We start from the raw sequence: 23,104 nt of genomic DNA, 5'->3' as shown, positions 1-23,104 counted from the left end.
GAGCCAAAGCGCAGGGCCGAGAGGTACAGTTCTGAGGTACTTGACCGCTCTGGCGAGGAGGACCCTGCCGCATGCTGAGCTCCCAAGCTCGCGGGCTGAGTCGCCTCTATGCCCTCGACGTGGCGCGGGCCGCCGCGGTGTTCGGCATGATCATCGTCAACGTCGGTCCCTACAACACCGACGGCTGGGCCTCCTGGATCGTCCGGGCGCTCAACGGACGTGCTTCGATCCTGTTCGTGGTGCTCGCCGGGATCGGCGTGACCTTCCTGGCTCGCCGCTCGCTGACCAAGGGCATCACCCGACGCAGCACGCTGCTCTGGCGGGGTCTGCTGCTGCTCGCGCTGGGGCTGGGTCTGCAGACCCTCGAGCACGGGGTCAACGTGATCCTCTCCACCTACGCGGCGCTGTTCTTCCTTGCCGCGTTCATGGTCAAGATGTCCACCCGCTGGCTCTTCTTCTCCGCCACCGCCTCGGCGCTGCTAGGACCCGTGCTGTGGATCCTGGCGCGGCAGACCACCCATTTCCAGATCGAACCGGCCCAGATCGGGGACTCTCCGTTCGAGATCATCGGCGCCATCCTGGTCTCCGGCCCGTATCCACTGGTGGTCTGGATCGCCCCGTTCTTCCTCGGGGTCTGGCTGGGTCGGCAGCCGCTGGGCAACTCCAAGGTCCAATGGCGTCTGGTCTACCTGGGCGCCATCGCCGGTTTCGGCGCATTCGGCGCCTCTGAGGTGCTGGTGCGGGTCCTGGGCGAACCAGACACCACGGAGGTCGGCTTCGACCGAATGATCTCTGCGGTGGGACATTCCCAGATGCCGCTATGGCTGATCAGCTCCATCGGCACTGCGGTCATGCTGCTGGGCATCCTGCTGATCGTCGTCCCGCACATCAGCCAGCGCATCCGGCTGCTGGTCGTCGTCGGGCAGATGCCGCTGACCGCCTACACGGTTCACCTGGTGATCATCGCGCTGGTGATCTACCCCGGTCCGCAGAATCCCATCGAAGGGTTCCTGATCAGCTGCGCGATCATGCTGGGGCTGATCCTCTTCGCCGTCCTGTGGATGGCGAACTTCCGCTACGGTCCGCTGGAGACGCTGCTGCGCAAGACCCCCGGATTCCTGCGGGTCACCTACCGGCTGCCCGAACGCCACCGCCGCCGCCAGCTCGCCCGTCCCTACCCGCGCCGGGCGAAGCCCGGGTCATCCATGGAACAGAAGCCGACGCCTTCCTGAGGGAGACGAAACATGCAGCCGAAGAACCAGCCGCCGCGCAGCCACGCACCCACCACTCGGAACGCGCCTCGGCGCACCGGAGGAAACAGGCTCCTGCGCACCACGGCCCTGCTGACCGCCTGGGGCATGCTCGCCGCCTGCGCCGCCGAGGAGGAGCCGCCCCCACCGCCGCCGCCGGCGCCCAGTGAGGAGCCTGAAGAGCCCACCAGCACACCGGAACCGGTGGAGGATGTGCTCACCCAGCAGGGCGTCAGCGCCGGACATCCGCTGGCCGTGGAGGCCGGCGAGCAGGTCCTCGCCGAGGGCGGCAACTCCGTGGACGCGGCGATCGCCACGGCCTTCGCGATGTCGGTGGTGGAGCCCTTCGCCTCCGGCCTGGGCGGCGGCGGCTCGGTGCTCATCGCCGGTCAGGACGGGGACCCGCTCTCCTATGACTATCGCGAGATGGTCGGCGTGGATGGCGAGATCCCGGAGAACGGCATCGGCGCACCGGGCTTCGCCGCGGGCATGGGCCGGCTGCATGAGGAGCAGGGGAGCCTGGACTGGGAGCGGCTGATCCAGCCCGCCCAGCAGCTGGCCGCCGAGGGCTTCGAGGTCTACGACTTCCTGGAGACCCGGATGACCGAGGACCTCGGCCCGGAGGCCATCGAAGGGGTGGAGCCCTTCGAGGTCGACGGCGAGCCGCTGGCCAGCGGGGACCAGCTGGTCCAGACCGAGCTCGCCAGCACCCTGGAGACGCTTGCCGCCGAGGGTTGGGAGTCCTTCTACACCGGGAGTCTCGCGGAGGAGCTGACCCAGGTGGACGGCATCGACGCGCAGACCCTCGCCGACTTCGAGGTGACCGCCTCCGAGCCGGTCTCCGGGGAGTTCGGTGACTACGAGGTGCTCGCCGCCGCGCCCGCGCTTCCCGGCCCGGCCCTGGTGCAGCTGCTCCAGATCGCCGAGGGCCAGGGCATCGCAGAGCTGGAGCCGGGCTCCGCCGAATACATCGAGACCCTCTCTGAAGCCTGGCTGATCGCCGAGGAGACCGTGTTCACCGGGATCGGCGACCCCGCCTTCGTGGAGGTCCCGGTCGAGGAGATCACCGACAAGGACGCCAACGCGGCCATGGACATCTCCACGCAGTCCGCCGCCCAGCCCCAGGACGACGACGCCCCAGCCCAGGCCCAGGCCCCCCAGGACGCCAACACCACGCACATCTCGGTGATCGACGACGACGGCATCATGGTCTCGATGACCAACACGCTGACCAACTTCTGGGGTGCCGGGGAGGTCAGCGGAGGGTTCTTCCTGAACAACCAGCTCAGCCGCTTCGAGGCGGTGGACTCTCCGGCGAACCAGCCGGAGCCGGGCCGGAAGTCGGTGACCTGGTCGATGCCCACGATCGTCCTGGACGACGAACAGCGTCCGGTGCTGGGCATCGGGACCCCCGGCGGACACCAGATCCTGAACATCATGGGCACCGTGCTGACCCAGTGGGGACTCCAGGACGCGGACCTGCAGGAGGCGATCGACGGGCTGCGCTTCCGTCTCATCGCAGAGGACGAGCTTCTGGTCCTCGACGATGAGCCCGATGAAGAGACCAGGGAAGAGCTCGAAGAGCTCGGCTGGGAGCTGCAGGTCTGGCCCGACGAATGGGGCGGCTTCGGCTCGGTCCAGGCACTGGAGGTCGACTACGAGACCGGTGAGGTCACCGGCGCCGACGACGACCGGCGCGTGGGCAGCCACGCCGTGATCGACTGACCCAGGTCCGGCACCGGGCCACCGGGCCACCGGACCGCCTCCGGCCCGTGCCGCGCCCCGGTCCGCCGGGCCGGTGGGAGCCGCGTGGGCCGATTAGCATGGAGCCATGAGTCTCACGTCACCGCGCAGCATCCCCAACATCCTCTCGATCGCCGGCACAGATCCCACCGGCGGTGCCGGCATTCAGGCGGACCTCAAGAGCTTCGCGGCGCACCGAGGATATGGGATGTGCGTGGTGACCGCTCTGGTCGCGCAGAACACCCAGGGGGTGCGGGAGATCCACCTGCCCCCGGTGAGCTTCCTGCGCGCCCAGCTGGACGCCGTGTCCGACGATGTCGCGCTGGACGCGATCAAGATCGGGATGCTCGGCACCGAGGAGATCATCAGCACCGTGGCCGACTGGCTGGACACCCTCGGGTTCCGCGGTGAGCTCCCCGAGGCCACCGGCCACGACGACGCCGGAGCTCGGCCCGTGCTGGTCCTTGACCCGGTGATGGTCGCCACCTCGGGCGACAGACTCCTCGACGCCGCCGCAGAGTCTGCGCTGATCGCATTCCTGCCCCGGGCAGACCTGATCACACCCAACGTGCCCGAGCTGGCGCTGCTGGCGGGCGGCGAACCCGCGACCGAGCCCGCTGGGCTGATCGCTCAGGCCAGGGCGGTGGCCGATCAGCATCAGGTGGTGGTCCTGGCCAAGGGTGGACATCTCGACGATGCCTCCGCGCAGGAGTCCGTCCTCGACACCCTGGTCTACCCGACGCAGTCGGGTGAGCGCGCCGAGGAGGAGCAGTTCCGCTCACCGCGGATCCACACGCAGAACACCCACGGGACCGGATGCTCGGTCTCCGCGGCGCTGGCCGCGCTGGCGGCCCGCGGCCACAGCTGGTCCACTGCTCTGCCCGTGGTCAAGGACTGGATGACCGCAGCGCTTCAGGACTCTGAACGCCTCGACGTCGGCCAGGGCCACGGTCCGATCCAGCACTTCGCGCAGCTCTGGCGCTGAGCCCCCAGTCGTGTCTCGGAGAGCGCCCCATGGGCAGAGCAGCCCGCCGTGGTGCTGGACGATCCGAGGTCGGACCTAGGAGATCCGTCCTAGCAGTGGCAAGCCCGGAGTGACAGCATGGAGGAGTTACTACCGATAGATCCAGCGTCATAGAAGGGCGTTGCCCATCGCTGAGGTGGCACGTCCATGACTTACAAGGGAGTGATGGGCGATGTTACGTCGAGGCGTTCTAGCGACATTCTTAGCAGCGGGGATCTTTGCAGGAAGCGTGACGACCGCACAGGCCGTGCCGATGAAACCGGACTTCCCCCTGATCACCATCGGATGCGCCGACGGCGAGGGTGGCTTCGAGATGCTGCAGGTGCAGCCCCGCGGAGCGACCGCCGTCGTCTTCGACGAGACGGGGGTCGCCACGGGTGAGAAGCTGTTCCTTCGCTCGATCGACGCCGCCCTCTTCTCCGACGCTGGCCAGCTCATCTGGGAGTACAACAAGACCTATGGCAAGCGGACCGGTCACGGCGAGCCAGTCTCCTGCAGCGGATCCTTCGAAAAGAGCCCTGATGGGACGGTCTTCTTCGACATCCTGGTGACACGCCGGTAGGAGGGACCGCTCACCCGGTGTTCACTCTTGCGGACCGCCGGCGTGATTGGCGATGTCCTCCCACTTCCAGGTGGTCCCCATCGCATCATCGGAGGGGAACCACGCCCCGGTGGTCTCGCGATCCCGCGGCGTGGGACCGGTGGCGCCCTGCCCTGAGACTGGCGCCTGATCCTTCAGTGCGGTGACCCGGTCTCTGATCGAGGCCATCTGCTGATCCAGGGCGGCCGCCTGGACGGCGGCGTCGCGGAGTTCATCGAGGATGTCGCCGGGCACCTCGCCGTCGTAGGTGTAGTAGATCTTGTGCTCCAGCGAGGCCCAGAAGTCCATCGCCACGGTGCGGATCTGGACCTCCACGTAGACGAACTCGGTGCGGTTGGACAGGAAGACCGGCACCTGGACGATCACATGCAGGCTCTGGTAGCCGTTGACCTTGGGCGTGCGGATATAGTCCTTGACCTCGACGACCCGCAGGTCCGGCTGGCTGCACAGCATCTCCGCGACCCAGTAGGCGTCTGAGACGAAGGAGCAGGTGATCCGGATCCCCGCAATGTCTCGGATCGAGTGTCGGATGCTCTCCAGGGTGGGCTCGGCGCCATAGCGCTGCACCTTGTCCAGGATCCGGTCCAGGGACTTCAGCCGGTAGTTCACATGCTCGATGGGGGAGTAGTCGCGGGTGTGCTCGAACTCCTCGCGCAGCACATTGATCTTGGTCAGCACCTCGTCCATGCCGAACTTATAGTGCAGCTGAAACTCGGTGAGCTGCCGACGGATGTCGACCATCCGCACCGCCACCCCGTCGCGGCCATCCCCGGCGCCGCTGTGCAGCTCCGAGAGCAGGGCGCGGTAGACATCTGACTCGCTACGCTGCGCCTGTTTCGTCTGCTTCCCCACGGGCGCCTGCTGGGCCAGATCCTTGCCCGGCGGAACCCGGACTCCGGCGCTGAGCGAGACCCCCTCGGGAGCCTCAACGGGAAGGAAATGATGGTCAGTGGCAGGAGCGTGTCCAGCGGACATGGGGGAGGTTCTCCTAGGGGTTCAGGGGCTCGCCGCGCGGAGCAGGGAGTCGACGGTCATAGGACCGTTGCTTCGATTCTCGACCCTAGGCGCATTGTCTGTGAAGTCCCGCAACAGAATCGTTGTGATCGCCTGCACCTGCCCACCGCTAGGCTGGAGGCCTGGATCCTCGACGGTGAGCGATGCTGCGGAATGCGGCCCACGCACCCCGTCGGATGAGACCCCAAACACAACATCTGGTGAAGACCCGAGGGCGCAGACGCAACATCTTCTGATTTCGGGCATCAGACACGCCGAGACACGCGGCGCTTCGAGAAACTTCTTCTTGGGAGCATCGAACTCCACAGCTGTGGAGGAATGACCGGGATGGGTGTTGCTTCCGCGTCATTGCAGGGGAGTCGTGGTCCACAGGTCCTGTGGACAGCCGGTGGAGAACTACATCGGTGCAAGTACATCATCTAGTGGCTGCTGATATCTCCGGACCCAAGATGTAGTATTGGGGCATAGCCAAAACGTCACGTTCGAATCGGGGAGTCCCATGTCTGTCACTGTCTACACCAAGCCCGCATGCGTCCAGTGCAACGCCACTTACCGCGCCCTGGACAAGAACGGCGTGACCTACGAGACCGTCGACATCACTCAGGATGCCGAGGCCCTCGAGCGGCTTCGCGGCCTGGGCTACATGCAGGCCCCCGTGGTCATCACCGAGGCCGATCACTGGTCCGGATTCCGTCCCGACAAGATCTCCGAGCTGGCCGTACAGCACGCTGCGATCAGCTCGGTCGCCTGATGCAGCCGTGAACACCATGGCGAGGCTGATCTACTTCTCCTCGGTGTCGAACAACACGCACCGCTTCGTGGAGAAGCTTCAGCACGGGGCGGGGGAGGTAGCGAGGCTTCCGCTGCGCACCAAGGATGAGACCCTCGCGGCGGAGCGGCCCTTCGTCCTGGTCCTTCCCTCCTACGGAGCCGACGCCGGCGAAGGCTCGGTGCCGAAACAGGTCATCAAGTTCCTCAATGTTGAATCCAACAGGAACCTCCTGCGCGGAGTGATCGGCGCGGGCAACACGAATTTTCACGAGAGCTACTGCATCGCCGGGGACATCGTCGCCGCCAAGTGCCGAGTCCCTCACCTCTACAGATTTGAACTGATGGGCACACCGGAAGACGTGGCCACAGTTCAAACGGGATTGGAAGAGTTTTGGAAACAGCAACCAAGCCATTGAACGCGGCGAGCACCGCCCAGACCCAGGACGGCCGGGACTCCATGGGCGCACCGCTGGCCAAAGTCATGCCCGCCCAGTGGCAGGGCCTGAGCTACCACGAGCTCAACGCCATGCTCAACCTCTACGGTCCCGATGGTGAGATCCAGTTCGAGGCCGATCAGCTGGCGGCTCGGCAGTACTTCCTGGACCACGTGAACACCAACACGGTCTTCTTCCACAACCTGGAGGAGAAGCTGGGCTACCTGGTCGAGAACGACTATTACGAGCCCGAGACGCTTCAGCAGTACTCCCAGGAGTTCATCCGCGCCATCTTCGACCGGGCCTACGCCGCGAAGTTCCGCTTCCCCACCTTCCTGGGTGCCTTCAAGTTCTACACCTCCTACGCGCTGAAGACCTTCGACGGTGACCGCTACCTGGAGCGCTACGAGGACCGCGTCACCATGGTCGCGCTGCACCTGGCCCGCGGCGATGAGCAGCTCGCGAACAAGATGGTCGACGAGATGATCTCCGGCCGCTTCCAGCCCGCGACCCCGACCTTCCTGAACTCCGGGAAGAAGCAGCGCGGCGAGCTGGTCTCCTGCTTCCTGCTGCGCATCGAGGACAACATGGAGTCCATCGCGCGTGCCATCAACTCCTCGCTGCAGCTCTCCAAGCGCGGGGGAGGCGTGGCGCTCTCGCTGACCAACATCCGGGAGAACGGCGCCCCGATCAAGCACATCCAGAACCAGTCCTCCGGGGTGATCCCGGTGATGAAGCTGCTGGAAGACTCCTTCTCCTACGCCAACCAGCTCGGTGCACGCCAGGGCGCCGGCGCGGTGTACCTCAACGCCCACCACCCCGACATCTTCCGCTTCCTGGACACCAAGCGGGAGAACGCGGACGAGAAGATCCGGATCAAGACGCTCTCGCTCGGCGTCGTCGTCCCGGACATCACCTTCGAGCTCGCCAAGAAGAACGAGCCGATGTACCTGTTCAGCCCCTATGACGTCCAGCGCGTCTACGGCAAGGCGTTCAGCGAGATCTCGGTGACCGAGAAGTACCACGAGATGGTCGACGACGCGCGGATCCGCAAGACCAAGATCAACGCCCGCGAGTTCTTCCAGACCCTGGCCGAGATCCAGTTCGAATCCGGCTACCCGTATGTGATGTTCGAAGACACGGTCAACCGTGCGAACCCGATCGCCGGACGGATCTCCATGTCCAACCTGTGCTCGGAGATCCTTCAGGTCTCGGAGCCCAGCGAGTACGCCGACGATCTGAGCTACTCCGAGATCGGCAAGGACATCTCGTGCAACCTTGGCTCGATGAACATCGCCAAGGCGATGGACTCCCCGGACTTCGGGCAGACCATCGAGACCGCGATCCGCACCCTGACCGCCGTCTCGGACATGTCCTACATCAACTCGGTGCCCTCCATCGCTGAGGGCAACCGCCGGTCGCACGCGATCGGTCTGGGCCAGATGAACCTGCACGGCTACCTGGCCCGGGAACGCGTGCACTATGGGTCCGAAGAGGGCCTCGACTTCACCAACATCTACTTCTACACGGTGCTCTACCACGCGTTGCGCGCCTCGAACCAGATCGCGATCGAGAGCGGTCAGAGCTTCGACGGCTTCGAGAACTCGCAGTACGCTTCCGGAGAATTCTTCGAGAAGTACACCGAGCAGCTCTGGGCCCCGGCCACCGATAAGGTCCGCACCCTGTTCGGCCATGTGAGCATCCCGACCCAGGAGGACTGGCGCGAGCTCAAGGCCTCGGTCATGGCCCATGGCATCTACAACCAGAACCTGCAGGCGGTGCCGCCCACCGGCTCCATCTCCTACATCAACAACTCCACCTCCTCGATCCACCCGGTGGCCTCGAAGATCGAGATCCGCAAAGAGGGCAAGCTCGGTCGGGTCTACTACCCGGCGCCCTACCTGACCAACGACAACCTGGAGTACTACCAGGATGCCTACGAGATCGGGTACGAGAAGATCATCGACACCTACGCCGCTGCCACCCAGCACGTGGACCAGGGCCTGTCCCTGACGCTGTTCTTCAAGGACACCGCCAGCACCCGCGACATCAACAAGGCGCAGATCTACGCCTGGCGCAAGGGCATCAAGACGCTCTACTACATCCGGCTGCGTCAGCTCGCGCTGGAAGGCACCGAGGTCGACGGCTGCGTGTCCTGCATGCTGTGACCCCAGGTCCCATCCGGGCCGTGACGACCATGGCCCCTCCCGGAACTCCACGCTTCCTCTAGAAAGAGACTCCTGACGTTGACACCATCTAAAGCGCTCCTCGAGCACGTCGAGGCGATCAACTGGAACCGCCTCGAAGACGAGAAGGACAGCGAGGTCTGGAACCGGCTGGTCAACAACTTCTGGCTGCCGGAGAAGATCCCGCTCTCCAACGACGTCCAGTCCTGGGCCACGCTGACCGAAGAGGAGAAGACCCTCACCATGCGGGTCTTCACCGGGCTGACCCTGCTGGACACCATCCAGGGCACCGTGGGTGCGGTCGCATTGATCCCCCATGCACTGACCCAGCACGAGGAGGCGGTGCTGACCAACATCTCCTTCATGGAGTCGGTCCACGCCAAGTCCTACTCCCAGATCTTCTCCACGCTGTGCTCCACCAAGGAGATCGACGAGGCGTTCCGCTGGTCCAAGGAGAACGTGAACCTGCAGCGCAAGGCGCAGATCGTCATGGACTACTACCACGGCGATGACGGACTCAAGAAGCGGGTGGCCTCGACCATCCTGGAGTCCTTCCTGTTCTACTCCGGGTTCTACCTGCCCATGCACTGGTCCTCACGGGCCAAGCTGACCAACACCGCAGACATCATCCGGCTGATCATCCGCGACGAGGCCGTGCACGGGTACTACATCGGCTATAAGTACCAGCGCGCCCTGGAGCGCGAGACCCCGGAGCGTCAGCAGGAGCTCAAGGATTACACCTACGAGCTGATGTACGAGCTCTACGAGAACGAGCTGCAGTACACCCACGACCTCTACGACGGAGTGGGCCTCAGCGAGGACGTCAAGAAGTTCCTGCACTACAACGCCAACAAGGCCCTGATGAACCTGGGCTACGAGGCGATGTTCCCCAAGGAGATCAGCGACGTGAACCCCGCGATCCTCTCGGCGCTGAGCCCGAACGCCGACGAGAACCACGACTTCTTCTCCGGCTCCGGCTCCTCCTACGTGATCGGCAAGGCCGAGGAGACCGAGGACGACGACTGGGACTTCTAGTGCGTCAGCCCTGAGTCCTGCCCCACCGGACGCGTGAATGGCCCTGCTCTGCAGTCTTCTGCAGAGCAGGGCCATTCCTGTATCGGACGCAGTCTCGACAGAGGCTCCTTGTTGTTCGCCTGCTGGCTGTGAGGATTCAACGTGGTGCGGTCGGACTCTGCATAGCCTTGGGGCAGACGGTCCTGGCTCGGACCAGCGATCTGGTGCGGCCTGCGCGCCGTTGTTCCGCCGCGACAGGAGACCCCCATGGGGCAGCCCCACCCCTCATCGCCCCACCGCGAGCGCCACACATCGAGCGCCCTGGTCGAGCGCCCTGGTCGAGAGATGGGTCGCACCGTGGAACGGCGACTACGACATCGCTGAGCAGATCGTCTCCGAGCGCAACCGCGTGCACGCGGCGATGTTCGATGGAGGAGACGGCATCGAATGGGGCCCCCTCCTCGACGGTGACCTGGTCCTGCTGCGCTGGGCGGCCACCGGGCACTGCGGCCGGACAATGCCGGGGCCGCCGCCGCAGTGGGCACTGCTGGGCGCTTCCACGGCACGGACCTTCTTTGGGTCGAAGAAGATCGAATCATCGAGTACTGGCTCCATGCCGAGAGTCTCGCCTGGATGACTCAGCTGCAGGTCGGCGTCGGCTGAGAGCAGGCACGGGGCGCCCAGGCAGAAGGCCCGATGACGTAAACTCGGGTGTCGTCCCAGCTCACGACCCACAAGCGACAGACACATCCCCATGGCACAGACTCAATGACGACGGCAGAGCCGCTCCACGTCTATCGGCAGCCCAGAAGCCTCGGCGCCGAGGCTGATCTCGAGCGGGCGCTGACGCTCTTGCAGCGCACTCGCGCCGCGGGCAGCCCCCGTGATGCGCGGCGAGCCTCGGATGGCCGGGTCGCCCCGCTGCTGCGGATGTACCGTCCGGACCCCACAGTGGCCTTCGGACAGCGCGATGAGCGGCTGCCCGGATTCGCTGCGGCGGCCCAGGCCTGTCGCGAGGAAGGCTTCACGCCGCTGGTTCGTCGAGCCGGGGGCCGGGCAGCGGCCTATCATCAGGGTTCCCTGGTGCTCGATCACATCGAGCCTGACCCGGATCCGATCCGTCACTCCCAGGCCCGCTTCACCGAGTTCGGCGAACTCCTGCGCGACGCGCTGGAGGCTGCCGGGGTCTCAGCACGGCTCCGTCCGATCCCGGGGGAGTACTGCCCGGGAGACCATTCGGTCCACGGGGTCTCACGAGAGCTTCCGGATGTACGGATCAAGCTCATCGGGACCGCCCAGCGGGTCATCAGCTCGGGTTGGCTCTTCTCCTCCTCGATCATCGTCGAGGACGGAGCGCCGATCCGCCGGGTGCTCTCCCGGGCCTATGAGGCGCTCGGGATTCCCTGGGACCCGCTCACCGCCGGTGCGATCACCGACCTCGGTGTCGAGACCACCGTGGAGAAGATCGAAGCCGCGGTGCTCCAGGTCTACCGGAGGCACTGGGAGCTGGAAGAGATCGACGAACCCTCGCCGATCCCTCCCAGCGTCACCACGCGCGGCTGACCGGGGCCCGCAGCGGATCAGGTACCGCAGCAGATCAGTCGCCGCGGCTGCTCAGTTGCCGCAGCGGGTCACTCGCCGCGATCGATCCATTCCTGCAGATGCGGCGACTCAGCCCCGATGGAGGTCGAAGGACCGTGTCCGGTGTTGACCACCGTGGCCCCCGGGAGCTCCTGGAACAGTCGGGTCCGGATCGACTCGATGATGGTCTCGAAGCTGGAGTACGACCGACCGGTCGCGCCGGGTCCGCCGGAGAACAAGGTGTCTCCAGAGAACAGCACCGGCTGGGTGGCTCCGTCCGGCCCGGTCAGGGACTCGGAATAGAAGCAGGTGGATCCGGGGGAGTGGCCCGGGGTATGGAGCGCCACCAGGGTGGCGTCTCCCACGGTGAACACGTCGCCGTCGCTGATGTGCACATCCGGCACGGTGCCCTCATGCACGGCGTCCCAGAGCATCTGGTCCTCCGGGTTGAGGTGGATTCTGCCACCGAGACGCTTCTGCACCTCCAGGGCCTGGCTGATGTGATCGTCATGTCCGTGGGTCAGCAGGATCGCGCTCACGGCGCGTTCTCCCACCGCCGCGGCCACAGCATCGGCGTCGTGGGCGGGATCGATGATGATCACTTCATTCTCATCACCGATGATCCAGACGTTGTTCTCGACATCCCAGGTGCCGCCGTCGAGCGAGAAGGTTCCGGAGGTGACGAGATTCTCAAAGCGGGTGCTCATAGGGTTCCTCAATTCTGGGTTGCGGACTGGAGCTCCACGACCGAGCGCAGCACCTCGCCGCGATTCATCGTGTCGAAGGCCTCCTGGACCTGGTCCAGGCTGACGCGTTCGGTGACGAACGCATCGAGGTCGAGGTTGCCGTTGCGGTAATGGCTCACCAGCATCGGGAAGTCCCGGGACGGCAGGCAGTCGCCGTACCAGGAGGACTTCAGCGATCCGCCGCGGCCGAAGAAGTCAGCCAGCGGCAGCTCCAGCATGAGCGAGGGATCTGGAACGCCGACCAGCACCACGCGTCCGGCAAGGTCGCGGGCGTAGAACGCCTGCTTATAGGTCTCCGGCCGGCCCACCGCGTCGATGACCACATCGGCGCCGAAGCCCCCGGTCAGCTCGCGGATGGTCTCGACGGCGTCGGACTCCTTCGAGTTGACGGTGTGGGTGGCGCCGAGCTCCGCGGCCTTGGCGAGCTTCCGGTCGTCCAGGTCCACCGCGATGATGGTGGTGGCTCCGGCAAGCTTGGCGCCGAGCACCGCGGCGGTCCCGACGCCGCCGGCGCCGATCACGGCGACGGACTCGCCGCGCTGGACCTCACCGGTGTTGATCGCGGCACCGATTCCGGCCATGATCCCGCAGCCCAGCAGTCCGACGGCGGCATTGGACTCCGCCGGCAGGTCTTGGATCACGGTGCACTGTCCGGCAGCGACCAGGGTCTTCTCGGCGAAAGCGCCGATGCCCAGGGCTGCTTCCAACGGGGTGCCGTCGGTCAGCGTCATCTGCTGCTGCGCGTTGTGGGTGTCGAAGCAGTACTTCGGCTCACCCTTGCGGCAGGCTCGGCACTCACCACAGACCGCGCGCCAGTTCAGGATCACGGTGTCACCGACCTTCACGTTGGTCACACCCTCGCCGATCTTCGAGACCCGGCCGGTGGCCTCGTGGCCCAGCAGGTAGGGGAAGTTGTCGCCCACCTCGCCCTGCTGGTAATGCTGATCGGTCTGGCACACGCCGCAGGTCAAGACGTCGACCACGACCTCACCAGCGATCGGGTCCGGCACGATGATCTGCTCGAGGACGGCGGGGCCGTCCTTCTCTTTGACGACGACGGCACTAACGGTCTGGGACATTGCCAGCTCCTAAATATCTGCAGGTCACACGTTCGGCGAGTCTTGCACGCCGGTTTCCACGATATCTCAGGAGGAAGACCCTGACCTCAGCCGGTGAAGACCTGAGGGAACTGCACGATGATGCTGCCCGCCACCACCAGGTAGATCAGCACGATGACCACCCACCACCAGTCCGCAGAGAGCTTCTTCAGCCCCGGACCGACGGGCAGGACCCCGGTGGCGATATTGCGAGTCGTGACGATCACGAACATCGGGATGACCGCAGCCCAGACCACCATGCAGTACGGGCACAGCGCGCCGATGACGAACACCGCCTGGGACCAGAGCCAGATGCAGAAGAGCATCGCGAAGCTCACCCCAGCCTGCAGTCCGATCCAGTACCAGCGGGGCAGCTGGACCCGGCCCAGGATGGTCACCGCGACCAGGATCGCCATCGGGAAACCGATCACGCCGAGGAAGATGTTCGGGAAGCCGAAGCTGGAAGCCTGCCAGGAGTCCATCACTAGACCGCAGGAGACCCAGGGATTGATGTCGCAGGCCGTGGTGTAGTCGGCGTCCTGCCAGAGCTGGATGCGCTCATGCATCAACAGCCCGCTGGCCACTGCGCCGACCACGGAGGTCAGCAGCAGCCACAGCCCCACCGAACGGGTTCCGGCGATGTGGGGACGAATCAGCTGCTCGGTCGGGTAAAGGGCCATGCGGGGATTCTACGCAAGTTCTCAGAAGGGGTATGCGATACTGAGTAACATCGGCGAGCGGACCACACCCGCAGACCGAGAAGGCTTCCATGCCATCACCTGGGCCCCATAGACGCCGTTGTGAGATACGTCACAGCAGGGGCCGAGGACTGATGAGTAGCCACTGGAAGGCCGCGCAGAGCGCGCTCCGTGAAAGGGAGCAGCGCCCGGAAGGCCAGTGGAGCTAAGAACATAGGTTTGAGACAACATCAATATGTGGAATGAGCAGGTCGCACCCTCTGTGAGAGACAGGGTCAACGCGACCGGCTGAATTCACCCAAGCAGAGCCGCGGACGCGGTGAGTGTGGCACCGTGGGAGCGGTCAGGAGCAACTCCATAATGTCCCACCCCGAGACCCCCGCGGACGACGCAGCGGGCAGCAACGACATCTTCAATCCCTTCAGTGCACCGCAGTCCTCGAGCGAGAGCCCCCAGCCCTCCAGCGACGCGGACGAGGCACCAGAGCCCGAAGAGCCCCGGGCCGCCGCCCAGGACGACGCCGTGAACGTCTTGTTCCAGGCGCCGGATCTGGCCACGGTCAAAGCCCGCACCCCCTCGAAGACCCGCAGCGCCGACGATGCGGACTCCGACTCCCGCGGCTCCTCAGCGTCGAGCCGCGATTCCCAGACCAGGGATTTCGAGGACGACGACTCCCAGGACTGGGATGCCCAGTCCGAGGATGATCAGGACGAGGACGGCTCGGGCCGCCGCTCACGCCGGAAGCGCCGCCGCGGCGGCCGGAACAAGAACCGCGGCTCCGAGGACTCCCGGGGGTCCAGCGACTCCGAGTCATCGGAGGCGCAGTCCTCAGCCGGGGACTCCGCGGACCGCGGGAACGGCTCGCAGTCCAACGACACGAAGAACTCAGACGCGAAGAACCCAGATGCGAAGAACGGTGACTCCGGCAACGGGTCAGGCTCGCAGAACCGCGGGGACCGGGAGACCGACTCCGCCGAGGATGACTCACCGGTGATCCGCAAGCGCCGTCGTCGTCGTCGGGGCAGCGCCGACCTCGAGGTTGAGTCCAATGAGGATGATGCCCACACCGTGACCCGGGTCCGGGCTCCGCGTGAGGCCGCCGAGGCCCCGGTCTCGGACAAGGTCACCGGGCTCAAGGGCTCCACCCGGCTCGAGGCGAAGCGGCAGCGCCGCCGGTCCTCCCGTGACACCGGACGGCGTCGTCAGGTGATCACCGAGGCCGAGTTCCTGGCCCGCCGTGAATCCGTGGACCGCAAGATGATCGTGCGACAGCGCGGGGAGCGGATCCAGATCGGCGTGCTCGAGGACGGCGTGCTCGCGGAGCACTACGTCTCGCACACCACCCAGGACTCGCTGATCGGCAACGTCTACCTCGGCAAGGTCCAGAACGTGCTGCCCTCCATGGAGGCCGCCTTCGTGGACATCGGCCGCGGCCGAAACGCCGTGCTCTACGCCGGTGAGGTCGACTGGGCCGCCTCGCGCCTCAACGGCGGTCCGCGCAAGATCGAGAACGCGCTGAAGTCCGGCGACTCCGTGCTGGTCCAGGTCACCAAGGACCCGGTCGGACACAAGGGTGCCCGGCTGACCAGCCAGATCTCACTTCCCGGCCGCTACCTGGTGTTCGTGCCCGGTGGCTCGATGACCGGGATCTCCCGGAAGCTGCCAGACACCGAGCGCGCCCGGCTGAAGAAGGTCCTGAAGGACCACATGCCCGACAACGCCGGCGTGATCGTGCGCACCGCCGCGGAAGGCGCCTCCGAGGAGGAGCTGACCAACGACATCAACCGACTGCGCTCGCTCTGGGAGCAGATCCAGCGCCAGTCCGATGACAAGAAGGTGCTGGCCCCGGAGCTGTTCTACGCCGAGCCCGACCTGACCATCAAGGTCGTCCGCGACGTGTTCAACGAGGACTTCTCCTCCATGGAGGTCCAGGGTGAAGAGACCTGGGACAACATCGAGGCCTATGTCACCTATGTGGCCCCACACCTGCTCGACCGGCTCCAGCAGTGGATCCCAGAGGAGCAGCAGGCCAACGACATCTTCTCGCACCACCGGATCGACGAGCAGCTGAACAAGGCGCTGGACCGCAAGGTCAACCTGCCCTCCGGCGGCTCGCTGGTCTTTGACCGCACCGAAGCCATGACCGTGGTCGACGTCAACACCGGCAAGTTCGTCGGATCCGGCGGCAACCTCGAGGAGACCGTCACCAAGAACAACCTCGAGGCCGCCGAGGAGCTCGTCCGGCAGCTGCGCCTGCGCGACATCGGCGGGATCATCGTGGTCGATTTCATCGACATGGTCCTGGAGGTCAACCGGGACCTGGTGCTGCGCCGGCTCGTCGAGTGCCTCGGACGCGACCGCACCAAGCACCAGGTCGCCGAGGTGACCTCGTTGGGCCTGATCCAGATGACCCGCAAGCGTATGGGCACCGGCCTCCTGGAGGTCTTCTCCGAAGACTGCGAGCACTGCGCGGGCCGCGGCGTGATCACCCACGCCGAGCCGATCGAGCATGGCGGCTCCTTCACCTCCCATGGGGACCCGCAGAAGGCCCGGGCGCCCAAGAAGCGGCGCAAGTCCAAGGGCCGCCGCTCCGAGGACGAGAATGACTCGGCCCAGTCCGCGCCCGAGGTGAGCGCCGAGGAGAAGGAGCGCCAGGAGAAGGCACGCCAGGCACTGGCCCAGGTCGCCGCCGCCTCGAAGCACGCCGATCAGGAGCAGCGCCCCGCCGGCGAGGATCGCCATAAGGAGACTGACACCGTCTCCGCGCAGGGCTCCGCGGGCAGCCCCGAGAAGTCCGGCGATCGCAGCGACGGCGGCCCTCGGGCTGAGAACCAGCAGTCCGGTTCTGCCTCAGGTTCCGCCTCGGGGTCTCGCCCGGCACGCCGCCGAGGCCGCCGCAGCGCCAGCCAGCCTGCCGGCAGCACCTCTCAGGGCGGCAATGCCCAGGCCGGCGCCGCTCAGTCCGGCGCTGCTCAGGACGACAACGAACAGAGCAGCACTAAGCAGGCCAGCGCCGAGCAGGGCGGGGCAGCCAAGTCCGGGGCCGGGAAGTCTGAGGCAGCGAAGTCTGAGCGCCAGGCAGCGGAGCCGACCGGCGCCTCCAGTGAGAAGGTGCTCAAGATCGGCGGCGAAGAGGTCCCGCTTCCACGCGCCGAGAAGCGCGAGCGGCAGGCGCCCTCCTCCGCAGGCGGCTCCGGCCAGGACAAGCAGGCCTCGTTGGACACCCTGGGGCAGGCGCTGGACTCGCGTGAACCGCGCAGCCCGGCACCGGTGCGTCGCCGTCGTCGTGCCGCAGGGTCTCTGCAGGGCGTCTCCGGTGAGGTCCAGCAGATCCCCACCGCGCAGAAGCCCGAAGGCAAGACGTTCTCCTCGACGCCGTCGGAGCAGAGTTCTGCCGAGACCCCGAAGAAGAAGCCCGCGAGCGAGCCGGTGATGTTCGGGGTAGGGGTTAAGGCCGAGGAGATCGCCCGCCCCGAGTAGCCGGAGGGCCGTGCCCGATCCCTCAGCGGGGGATCGGCCGCGGCCAACTTGCTGTCCCTGAGGTCCTCGCGTAAGGTTGACCCTTGGTGTGATAAGCACCGATATGTCTTCCGCGCAGATCTGTGGAGAGTCTCCGTTCCAGGAGGACCCCCATGGATATGCGCGATTGGTTTAGTCCGAAATGATCATCGAGAGAAGTGAGTCCCAAGTGGTGTACGCGATTGTCCGCGCTGGCGGCCGCCAGGAAAAGGTTTCCGTTGGAGACCTCGTGACCGTTGACCGAGTTCCGGGCGCGGCAGGCAGCACCATTAAGCTGCCGGCAGTGATGCTGGTGGACGGGGACAAGGTCACTACCGCAGCAGATGAGCTCGCCAAGATCACGGTTGAGGCCGAGGTCCTGGAGAACCTGCGCGGTAAGAAGATCGTCATTGAGAAGTTCAAGAACAAGACCGGCTACCGCAAGCGCCAGGGTCACCGTTCTGAGCTCACCCGCATCAAGGTGACCTCGATCGCCTGAGGCGATCCAGGTTCGCAGATCCCCCGTTCTCCCTGAGAGGTAGGCAGACCCATGGCACATAAAAAAGGTGCGAGCTCGACTCGCAACGGCCGCGATTCCAACGCCCAGTACCTGGGCGTGAAGCGCTTCGGCGGCCAGAACGTCTCCGCTGGTGAGATCCTGATCCGCCAGCGCGGCACCAAGTTCCACCCCGGCGTCAACGTCGGACGCGGTGGCGATGACACCCTCTTCGCACTGGCAGAAGGCGCCGTCGAGTTCGGCAGCCGTCGCGGTCGGAAGGTCGTCAACATCGTCCCAGCAGCCTGATTCAGGCCTGCACAGACGTTTCGTACGTAAAGTCGAGGGTGGGCCCACTTGATGGGCCCACCCTCGACTTGTCTTAAGTCAGAATTTTCTTCAAGGAGTCTCCAGCCATGGCACATTTCGTCGACCGAGTGGTCCTCCACACCACGGGCGGTAACGGTGGCCACGGCTGCGTCTCCGTGCACCGCGAGAAGTTCAAACCCCTCGGCGGGCCCGACGGCGGCAACGGCGGGGACGGCGGCTCGGTGGTCCTCGTGGTCGACCCGCAGACCACGACCCTGCTGGAGTACCACCACCGGCCCCACCGCCACGGCGAGAACGGCGGAGTCGGCCAGGGCGATCTCCGCCATGGCACCCGTGGTCCCGTGCTGGAGCTCCCCGTGCCCGAGGGCACCGTGGTCAAGGACCGCGACGGCCGGGTCCTGGCTGACCTGGTCGAGCCCGGTGCCCGATACACCATCTCCGAAGGCGGCCAGGGCGGCCTCGGCAACGCCTCACTCTCCTCGAAGAAGCGCAAGGCCCCCGGCTTCGCGCTGCTGGGCACCCCCGGCGAGGCTAACGACATCGTCCTGGAGCTGAAGTCCGTCGCGGACATCGCCCTGGTCGGCTTCCCCTCCGCCGGCAAGTCCAGCCTGATCGCCGCGATGAGCGCCGCGCGGCCCAAGATCGCTGACTACCCCTTCACCACCCTGGTGCCCAACCTGGGCGTCGTCCAGGCCGGGGAGACCCGCTTCACGGTGGCCGACGTGCCCGGGCTGATCCCCGGCGCCGCCGAGGGCAAGGGCCTGGGACATGAGTTCCTGCGCCACGTGGAGCGCTGCGCCGCGCTGGTCCACGTGCTCGACTGCGCCTCGCTGGAGAGCGACCGTGACCCGCTGGGCGACCTCGACGCCATCGAGGCAGAGCTCGCGGCCTACGCCCCGGACAAGGTCGAGGGCGCCGGCGGCACCGAGGACAACTCCTCCAACGCCGTTCCGCTCAATGAGCGGCCCCGCCTGATCGCGCTGAACAAGACCGATCTGCCCGACGGTGCCGCGATGGCCGAGATGGTGCGTGCCGATCTCACCGACCGCGGCTACCGGGTCTTCGACGTCTCCGCGCTGAACCGCGACGGTCTGCGCGACCTCGGCTTCGCCATGGCCGAGCTGGTCCTCGAGGCACGAGCCCAGCGCGAGATCGAGCCCGCACCGGTGCCGGTCACCGTGCGGCCCCGCTCGGTCAATCGCAAGCAGTTCACCGTCACGGCAGAGTCCAAGGGCGGCGAGCCGCTGTGGCGGGTGCGCGGTGACAAGCCAGAGCGCTGGATCCTGCAGACCGACTTCGGCAACGACGAAGCCGTGGGTTACCTCGCCGACCGCCTGGTGGCCGTGGGCATCGAGGACGAGCTGTTCAAGCAGGGCGCCAAGCCCGGCGAGGCCGTGGTCATCGGCTCCGAAGAGGACGGCGTGGTCTTCGACTGGGAGCCCACCATGGCTGCCGGCGCCGAGCACCTCGGCGGTCCTCGCGGCACCGACCTGCGCCTGGACGACCACTCCCGGCCCACCCGTGCGGAGAAGAAGCAGGAACAGGCAGACCGCCGCGCCGCGAAGGTCGCCACCCGGGCCGAGATGGACGTGGAGTACCGCTCCCAGAACGGTGCACCCACCAAGCGCAAGGACGACGGCGCGCCCACCAGCGTGACCGACGAGGACGGCGTGGAGATCTTCTACCCGCACGGCAACCCTGATGATCTGCAGGACGAGGGCTTCGGCACGGACGAGGCGGAGACCGACCGGTCATGAGCACGCCCCGGCTGACCGAGTCGATGGTCACCTCCCGCACCGATCTGGTCGATGCCCGACGCGTGGTGGTCAAGATCGGCTCCTCCTCGCTGACCACCCTTGACGGGGGCATCTCCGTGGACGCGCTGAATCTACTGGTGGCGGATCTGCAGGTGCTGCGTGAGCGCGGCACCGAGGTCGTGCTGGTCTCCTCCGGCGCGATCGCCGCCGGTCTGGCGCCGCTGGGTCTGGGCACCCGACCCGCGGACCTCGCGACCCAGCAGGCGGCAGCCGCCGTCGGCCAGGGGTTGCTGCTGGCGCACTACACCCGGGCGTTCGCCCAGTACCAGACCACGGTTTCGCAGGTGCTGCTCACCGTGGAGGACCTGATGCGGCGCACCCAGTACACCAACGCGCTGCGCACCCTGGAGAAGCTGCTCAGCCTCGGGGCGGTGCCGGTGGTCAATGAGAACGACGCGGTGGCCACCCACGAGATCCGTTTCGGCGACAACGACCGGCTCGCCGCGCTGACCGCGAACCTGCTGCGCGCCGACGCGCTGATCCTGCTCTCCGATGTGGATGCGCTCTATGACGGTCCGCCCGAGCAGGGCGGTACTCCGGTCTCGCAGGTCTCCGGCCCGGAGGACCTCATCGGGGTGACCCTGGGTCGTCGCGGGAAGGCCGGTGTGGGCACCGGCGGCATGGTGACCAAGGTCGAAGCCGCGCAGATCGTGGCCTCCAGCGGCATCCCGGCGCTGCTGACCTCCGCGCCGAACGCCCGCCGACTCTTCCACGGCGAAGACGTGGGCACCTTCTTCGAGGCCAGGGGACGACGCCGCGGCGCCCGCTCGGCCTGGATCGCGCACCTGGCGCACCCGAAAGGCCGGCTGAGCATCGACGACGGGGCGGTCGCCGCGGTGGTCGAGGGTCGTCGCTCGTTGCTGCCCGCCGGGATCCTCTCGCTGACCGGAGACTTCGAAGCCTCTGACCCGGTGGAGATCCTCGACCGCGCCGGCACCGTGCGAGCCCGAGGACTGGTGGGGTATTCCTCCACCGAGCTCCCGCAGATGCTGGGCCGCTCCACCGCCGAGCTGGGCACCGACCTGGGGCCGGAATATGAGCGCGCCGTGATTCACGCAGATGACATCGTGCGGATCGAGACTAGGCTGTGAGCATGGCTGAAGAGCAGAAGACTCAGAAGACCGAGACCAGTTCCACGCAGAACACCGCGGCAGAGACCGTCGAGGACGCCTCGGGGGAGGACGCCCCGGACGTCTCGAGCGAGAACTCCCAGGACGTCTCGGGGGAGATCGCCGAGGGCATCCGTGCGGTCGCAGAGCGGGCTCGCGACGCCTCTCGCGGACTGCGCGGCCTGGACCGCGAACACAAGGACAGGACCCTGGCGGCCGTGGCCTCCGGGCTGCGCGAGTCCTTCGCCTCGCTCACCGAAGCGAACCAGGAGGACCTGGATCGGGGTCGTGAGGCCGGGCTCAGCCGTTCACTCTTGGACCGCCTGGCGCTCAGCCACGAGCGCATCGAGGCCCTCGCCGCCTCTGTGGAGGAGATCATGGGTCTCAGCGATCCCGTCGGCCGGGTGCTGCAGGGCCGAACGCTGCCCAACGGCCTGCGCCTGACCCAGGTCAGCGTCCCACTCGGGGTGATGGGCGTGATCTACGAGGCCCGTCCCAACGTCACCATCGATATCGCAGCACTCGGACTGAAGTCCGGCAACGCGGTGATCCTGCGCGGCGGGTCAGCCGCACAGAAGACCAACGAGATGCTGTTGGCCATCATTCGGGATGCGCTGCGCACCACCGCGGTGCCGGTCGACGCGGTGCAGTCCATCGACAGCTTCGGCCGCGAGGGCGCGACCGCGCTGATGACTCAGCGCGGGTCCGTGGATGTGCTGATCCCACGCGGCGGCCGGGAGCTGATCCAGCATGTGGTGCAGAACTCCCGCGTCCCGGTGATCGAGACCGGCGAGGGCAACGTGCACATCTACATCGACGCCCAGGCCGATCCCGAGACCGCGCGCAACATCGTGGTCAACGCCAAGACCTCCCGGCCCAGCGTCTGCAACGCCGCAGAAACCCTGCTGCTCCACGCCGATGCCGCCGATGCCGGCCAGGAGGTCCTGCGCGGGCTGCTGCGCAGCGGCGTGAACCTGCACGTGGACTCCCGGGCCCGCGAATGGCTGCCCGCGACCCAGCCGGAGAGCCTCACCGAGGACCCGGTGAAGTTCGGCACCGTCACCGAGGTCACCGAGGAGGACTTCGCCACCGAATACCACGATCTGGAGCTGGCGGTCGCCGTGGTGGACTCCCTGGATGAGGCCATCACGCACATCACCCGCTTCTCCACCGGCCACACCGAGGCGATCGTGACCGATTCGGTCTCGAACGCCGACCGGTTCGTCGCCGAGGTCGATGCCGCCGCCGTGATCGTCAACGCCTCGACCCGGTTCACCGACGGCGGCCAGTTCGGCCTCGGCGCCGAGGTCGGGATCTCGACGCAGAAGATGCATGCCCGCGGGCCCATGGGCATGGCCGAGCTGACCACCACGAAGTGGATCGTCCGGGGCGAGGGCCAGGTCCGCGCCTGATTCGGCGTACACTGGGGACCGATCAATCCACGTTCATCCCATACGAGGGAGAAGCATGTTCAACCTGCACGTCATCGCCACAGTCCTGGGCGCCGAGGAGACTGCCGCGCTGCCCATCGAGGCGCACTGGTACGGCATCATCATGTTCATCCTGCTGATGTTCCTGCTGCTGATCACCGTGAGCTTCGCCGGGAAGGGTCGCCAGCTGCCCGCCGCGCCGCACGGCGACCACTGACCTCGCTTGGCGCAGCGTCACCCGCGCGTCGCGGCGACCTCAGAGCGA

Annotated in this window: 19 protein-coding genes and 1 pseudogene; 16 read left to right on the top strand and 4 right to left on the bottom strand. The window is 66.5% G+C overall.

The features are described 5' to 3' along the window. Window positions 1-71: 71 nt before the first annotated feature. The 4 genes from EV640_RS10005 to EV640_RS09990 all read left to right on the top strand — a co-directional run bounded on the left by EV640_RS10005 (window position 72) and on the right by EV640_RS09990 (window position 4,579). Window positions 72-1,232 (top strand): DUF418 domain-containing protein, encoded by a 1,161-nt coding sequence (locus EV640_RS10005; RefSeq protein ID WP_133726376.1) that lies wholly within the window; start codon window positions 72-74, stop codon window positions 1,230-1,232. A 12-nt stretch (window positions 1,233-1,244) separates the two neighbouring features. Continuing rightward, window positions 1,245-2,975 (top strand): gamma-glutamyltransferase, encoded by a 1,731-nt coding sequence (locus EV640_RS10000; protein WP_133726375.1) that lies wholly within the window; start codon window positions 1,245-1,247, stop codon window positions 2,973-2,975. Window positions 2,976-3,081: 106 nt separating this feature from the next. Then, window positions 3,082-3,978 carry a bifunctional hydroxymethylpyrimidine kinase/phosphomethylpyrimidine kinase gene (gene thiD / locus EV640_RS09995; RefSeq protein ID WP_036475444.1) on the top strand — a complete coding sequence of 299 codons (897 nt, stop codon included), beginning with the start codon at window positions 3,082-3,084 and terminating at the stop codon, window positions 3,976-3,978. A gap of 268 nt (window positions 3,979-4,246) precedes the next feature. Continuing rightward, window positions 4,247-4,579, top strand: a complete 333-nt coding sequence (locus EV640_RS09990; protein ID WP_036475443.1) for a hypothetical protein — start codon at window positions 4,247-4,249, stop codon at window positions 4,577-4,579. A gap of 21 nt (window positions 4,580-4,600) precedes the next feature. Here the strand turns inward: EV640_RS09990 and EV640_RS09985 are convergent, their stop codons facing one another. Then, window positions 4,601-5,593 (bottom strand): GTP pyrophosphokinase, encoded by a 993-nt coding sequence (locus tag EV640_RS09985; protein WP_235181020.1) that lies wholly within the window; start codon window positions 5,591-5,593, stop codon window positions 4,601-4,603. 538 nt (window positions 5,594-6,131) lie between these two features. On the opposite strand from EV640_RS09985, the gene nrdH reads away from it, so the two are divergent. The 5 genes from nrdH (at window position 6,132) to EV640_RS09960 (ending at window position 11,600) form a co-directional block, all read left to right on the top strand. After that, window positions 6,132-6,383 (top strand): glutaredoxin-like protein NrdH, encoded by a 252-nt coding sequence (nrdH, locus tag EV640_RS09980; protein WP_036475442.1) that lies wholly within the window; start codon window positions 6,132-6,134, stop codon window positions 6,381-6,383. Window positions 6,384-6,399: 16 nt separating this feature from the next. Next, window positions 6,400-6,819 (top strand): class Ib ribonucleoside-diphosphate reductase assembly flavoprotein NrdI, encoded by a 420-nt coding sequence (nrdI, locus tag EV640_RS09975; RefSeq protein ID WP_051501178.1) that lies wholly within the window; start codon window positions 6,400-6,402, stop codon window positions 6,817-6,819. Window positions 6,820-6,860: 41 nt separating this feature from the next. Continuing rightward, entirely contained in the window at window positions 6,861-9,005 is a 2,145-nt protein-coding gene (gene nrdE / locus EV640_RS09970) for a class 1b ribonucleoside-diphosphate reductase subunit alpha (protein ID WP_166645911.1), read from the top strand. A gap of 78 nt (window positions 9,006-9,083) precedes the next feature. Continuing rightward, window positions 9,084-10,058 carry a class 1b ribonucleoside-diphosphate reductase subunit beta gene (gene nrdF, locus EV640_RS09965; protein WP_036475440.1) on the top strand — a complete coding sequence of 325 codons (975 nt, stop codon included), beginning with the start codon at window positions 9,084-9,086 and terminating at the stop codon, window positions 10,056-10,058. 747 nt (window positions 10,059-10,805) lie between these two features. Then, window positions 10,806-11,600 carry a lipoate--protein ligase family protein gene (locus EV640_RS09960; protein ID WP_133726374.1) on the top strand — a complete coding sequence of 265 codons (795 nt, stop codon included), beginning with the start codon at window positions 10,806-10,808 and terminating at the stop codon, window positions 11,598-11,600. Between the two features lie 68 nt (window positions 11,601-11,668). On the opposite strand, the gene EV640_RS09955 is transcribed toward EV640_RS09960, so the two are convergent. The 3 genes from EV640_RS09955 to EV640_RS09945 form a co-directional block, all read right to left on the bottom strand. After that, complete coding sequence (locus EV640_RS09955) at window positions 11,669-12,325, bottom strand: MBL fold metallo-hydrolase (RefSeq protein WP_036475438.1); 657 nt, start codon at window positions 12,323-12,325, stop codon at window positions 11,669-11,671. Window positions 12,326-12,333: 8 nt separating this feature from the next. Next, window positions 12,334-13,443, bottom strand: coding sequence for an S-(hydroxymethyl)mycothiol dehydrogenase (locus EV640_RS09950; RefSeq protein WP_036475437.1), 1,110 nt, complete (start codon window positions 13,441-13,443; stop codon window positions 12,334-12,336). A gap of 86 nt (window positions 13,444-13,529) precedes the next feature. Continuing rightward, on the bottom strand, window positions 13,530-14,141 hold the full coding sequence (locus EV640_RS09945; RefSeq protein WP_036475436.1) for a vitamin K epoxide reductase family protein: 612 nt from the start codon (window positions 14,139-14,141) through the stop codon (window positions 13,530-13,532). Between the two features lie 378 nt (window positions 14,142-14,519). Here EV640_RS09945 and EV640_RS09940 point away from each other — a divergent pair, with 378 nt between their 5' ends. From EV640_RS09940 to EV640_RS09910, 7 genes and pseudogenes are all read left to right on the top strand, one after another. Continuing rightward, entirely contained in the window at window positions 14,520-17,639 is a 3,120-nt protein-coding gene (locus EV640_RS09940; RefSeq protein WP_133726373.1) for an Rne/Rng family ribonuclease, read from the top strand. Between the two features lie 208 nt (window positions 17,640-17,847). After that, window positions 17,848-18,156, top strand: coding sequence for a 50S ribosomal protein L21 (gene rplU, locus EV640_RS09935; protein WP_036475557.1), 309 nt, complete (start codon window positions 17,848-17,850; stop codon window positions 18,154-18,156). 51 nt (window positions 18,157-18,207) lie between these two features. Next, window positions 18,208-18,462 carry a 50S ribosomal protein L27 gene (gene rpmA / locus EV640_RS09930; protein WP_036475435.1) on the top strand — a complete coding sequence of 85 codons (255 nt, stop codon included), beginning with the start codon at window positions 18,208-18,210 and terminating at the stop codon, window positions 18,460-18,462. A gap of 107 nt (window positions 18,463-18,569) precedes the next feature. Further along, a pseudogene (gene obgE / locus EV640_RS09925) lies at window positions 18,570-20,147 on the top strand (GTPase ObgE); the annotation flags it as partial. Window positions 20,148-20,236: 89 nt separating this feature from the next. After that, entirely contained in the window at window positions 20,237-21,391 is a 1,155-nt protein-coding gene (gene proB / locus EV640_RS09920; RefSeq protein WP_036475434.1) for a glutamate 5-kinase, read from the top strand. Window positions 21,392-21,393: 2 nt separating this feature from the next. Next, on the top strand, window positions 21,394-22,821 hold the full coding sequence (locus EV640_RS09915) for a glutamate-5-semialdehyde dehydrogenase (protein WP_036475433.1): 1,428 nt from the start codon (window positions 21,394-21,396) through the stop codon (window positions 22,819-22,821). Between the two features lie 55 nt (window positions 22,822-22,876). Then, complete coding sequence (locus tag EV640_RS09910) at window positions 22,877-23,056, top strand: hypothetical protein (RefSeq protein ID WP_036475432.1); 180 nt, start codon at window positions 22,877-22,879, stop codon at window positions 23,054-23,056. Window positions 23,057-23,104: the final 48 nt, after the last annotated feature.

The sequence above is a fragment of the Nesterenkonia aurantiaca genome (assembly GCF_004364585.1).
GTDB classification, from domain to species: Bacteria; Actinomycetota; Actinomycetes; order Actinomycetales; family Micrococcaceae; genus Nesterenkonia; species Nesterenkonia aurantiaca.
Note: the sequence above shows the minus strand (reverse complement) of the source record. Positions and strands in the feature narration are given on the sequence as shown.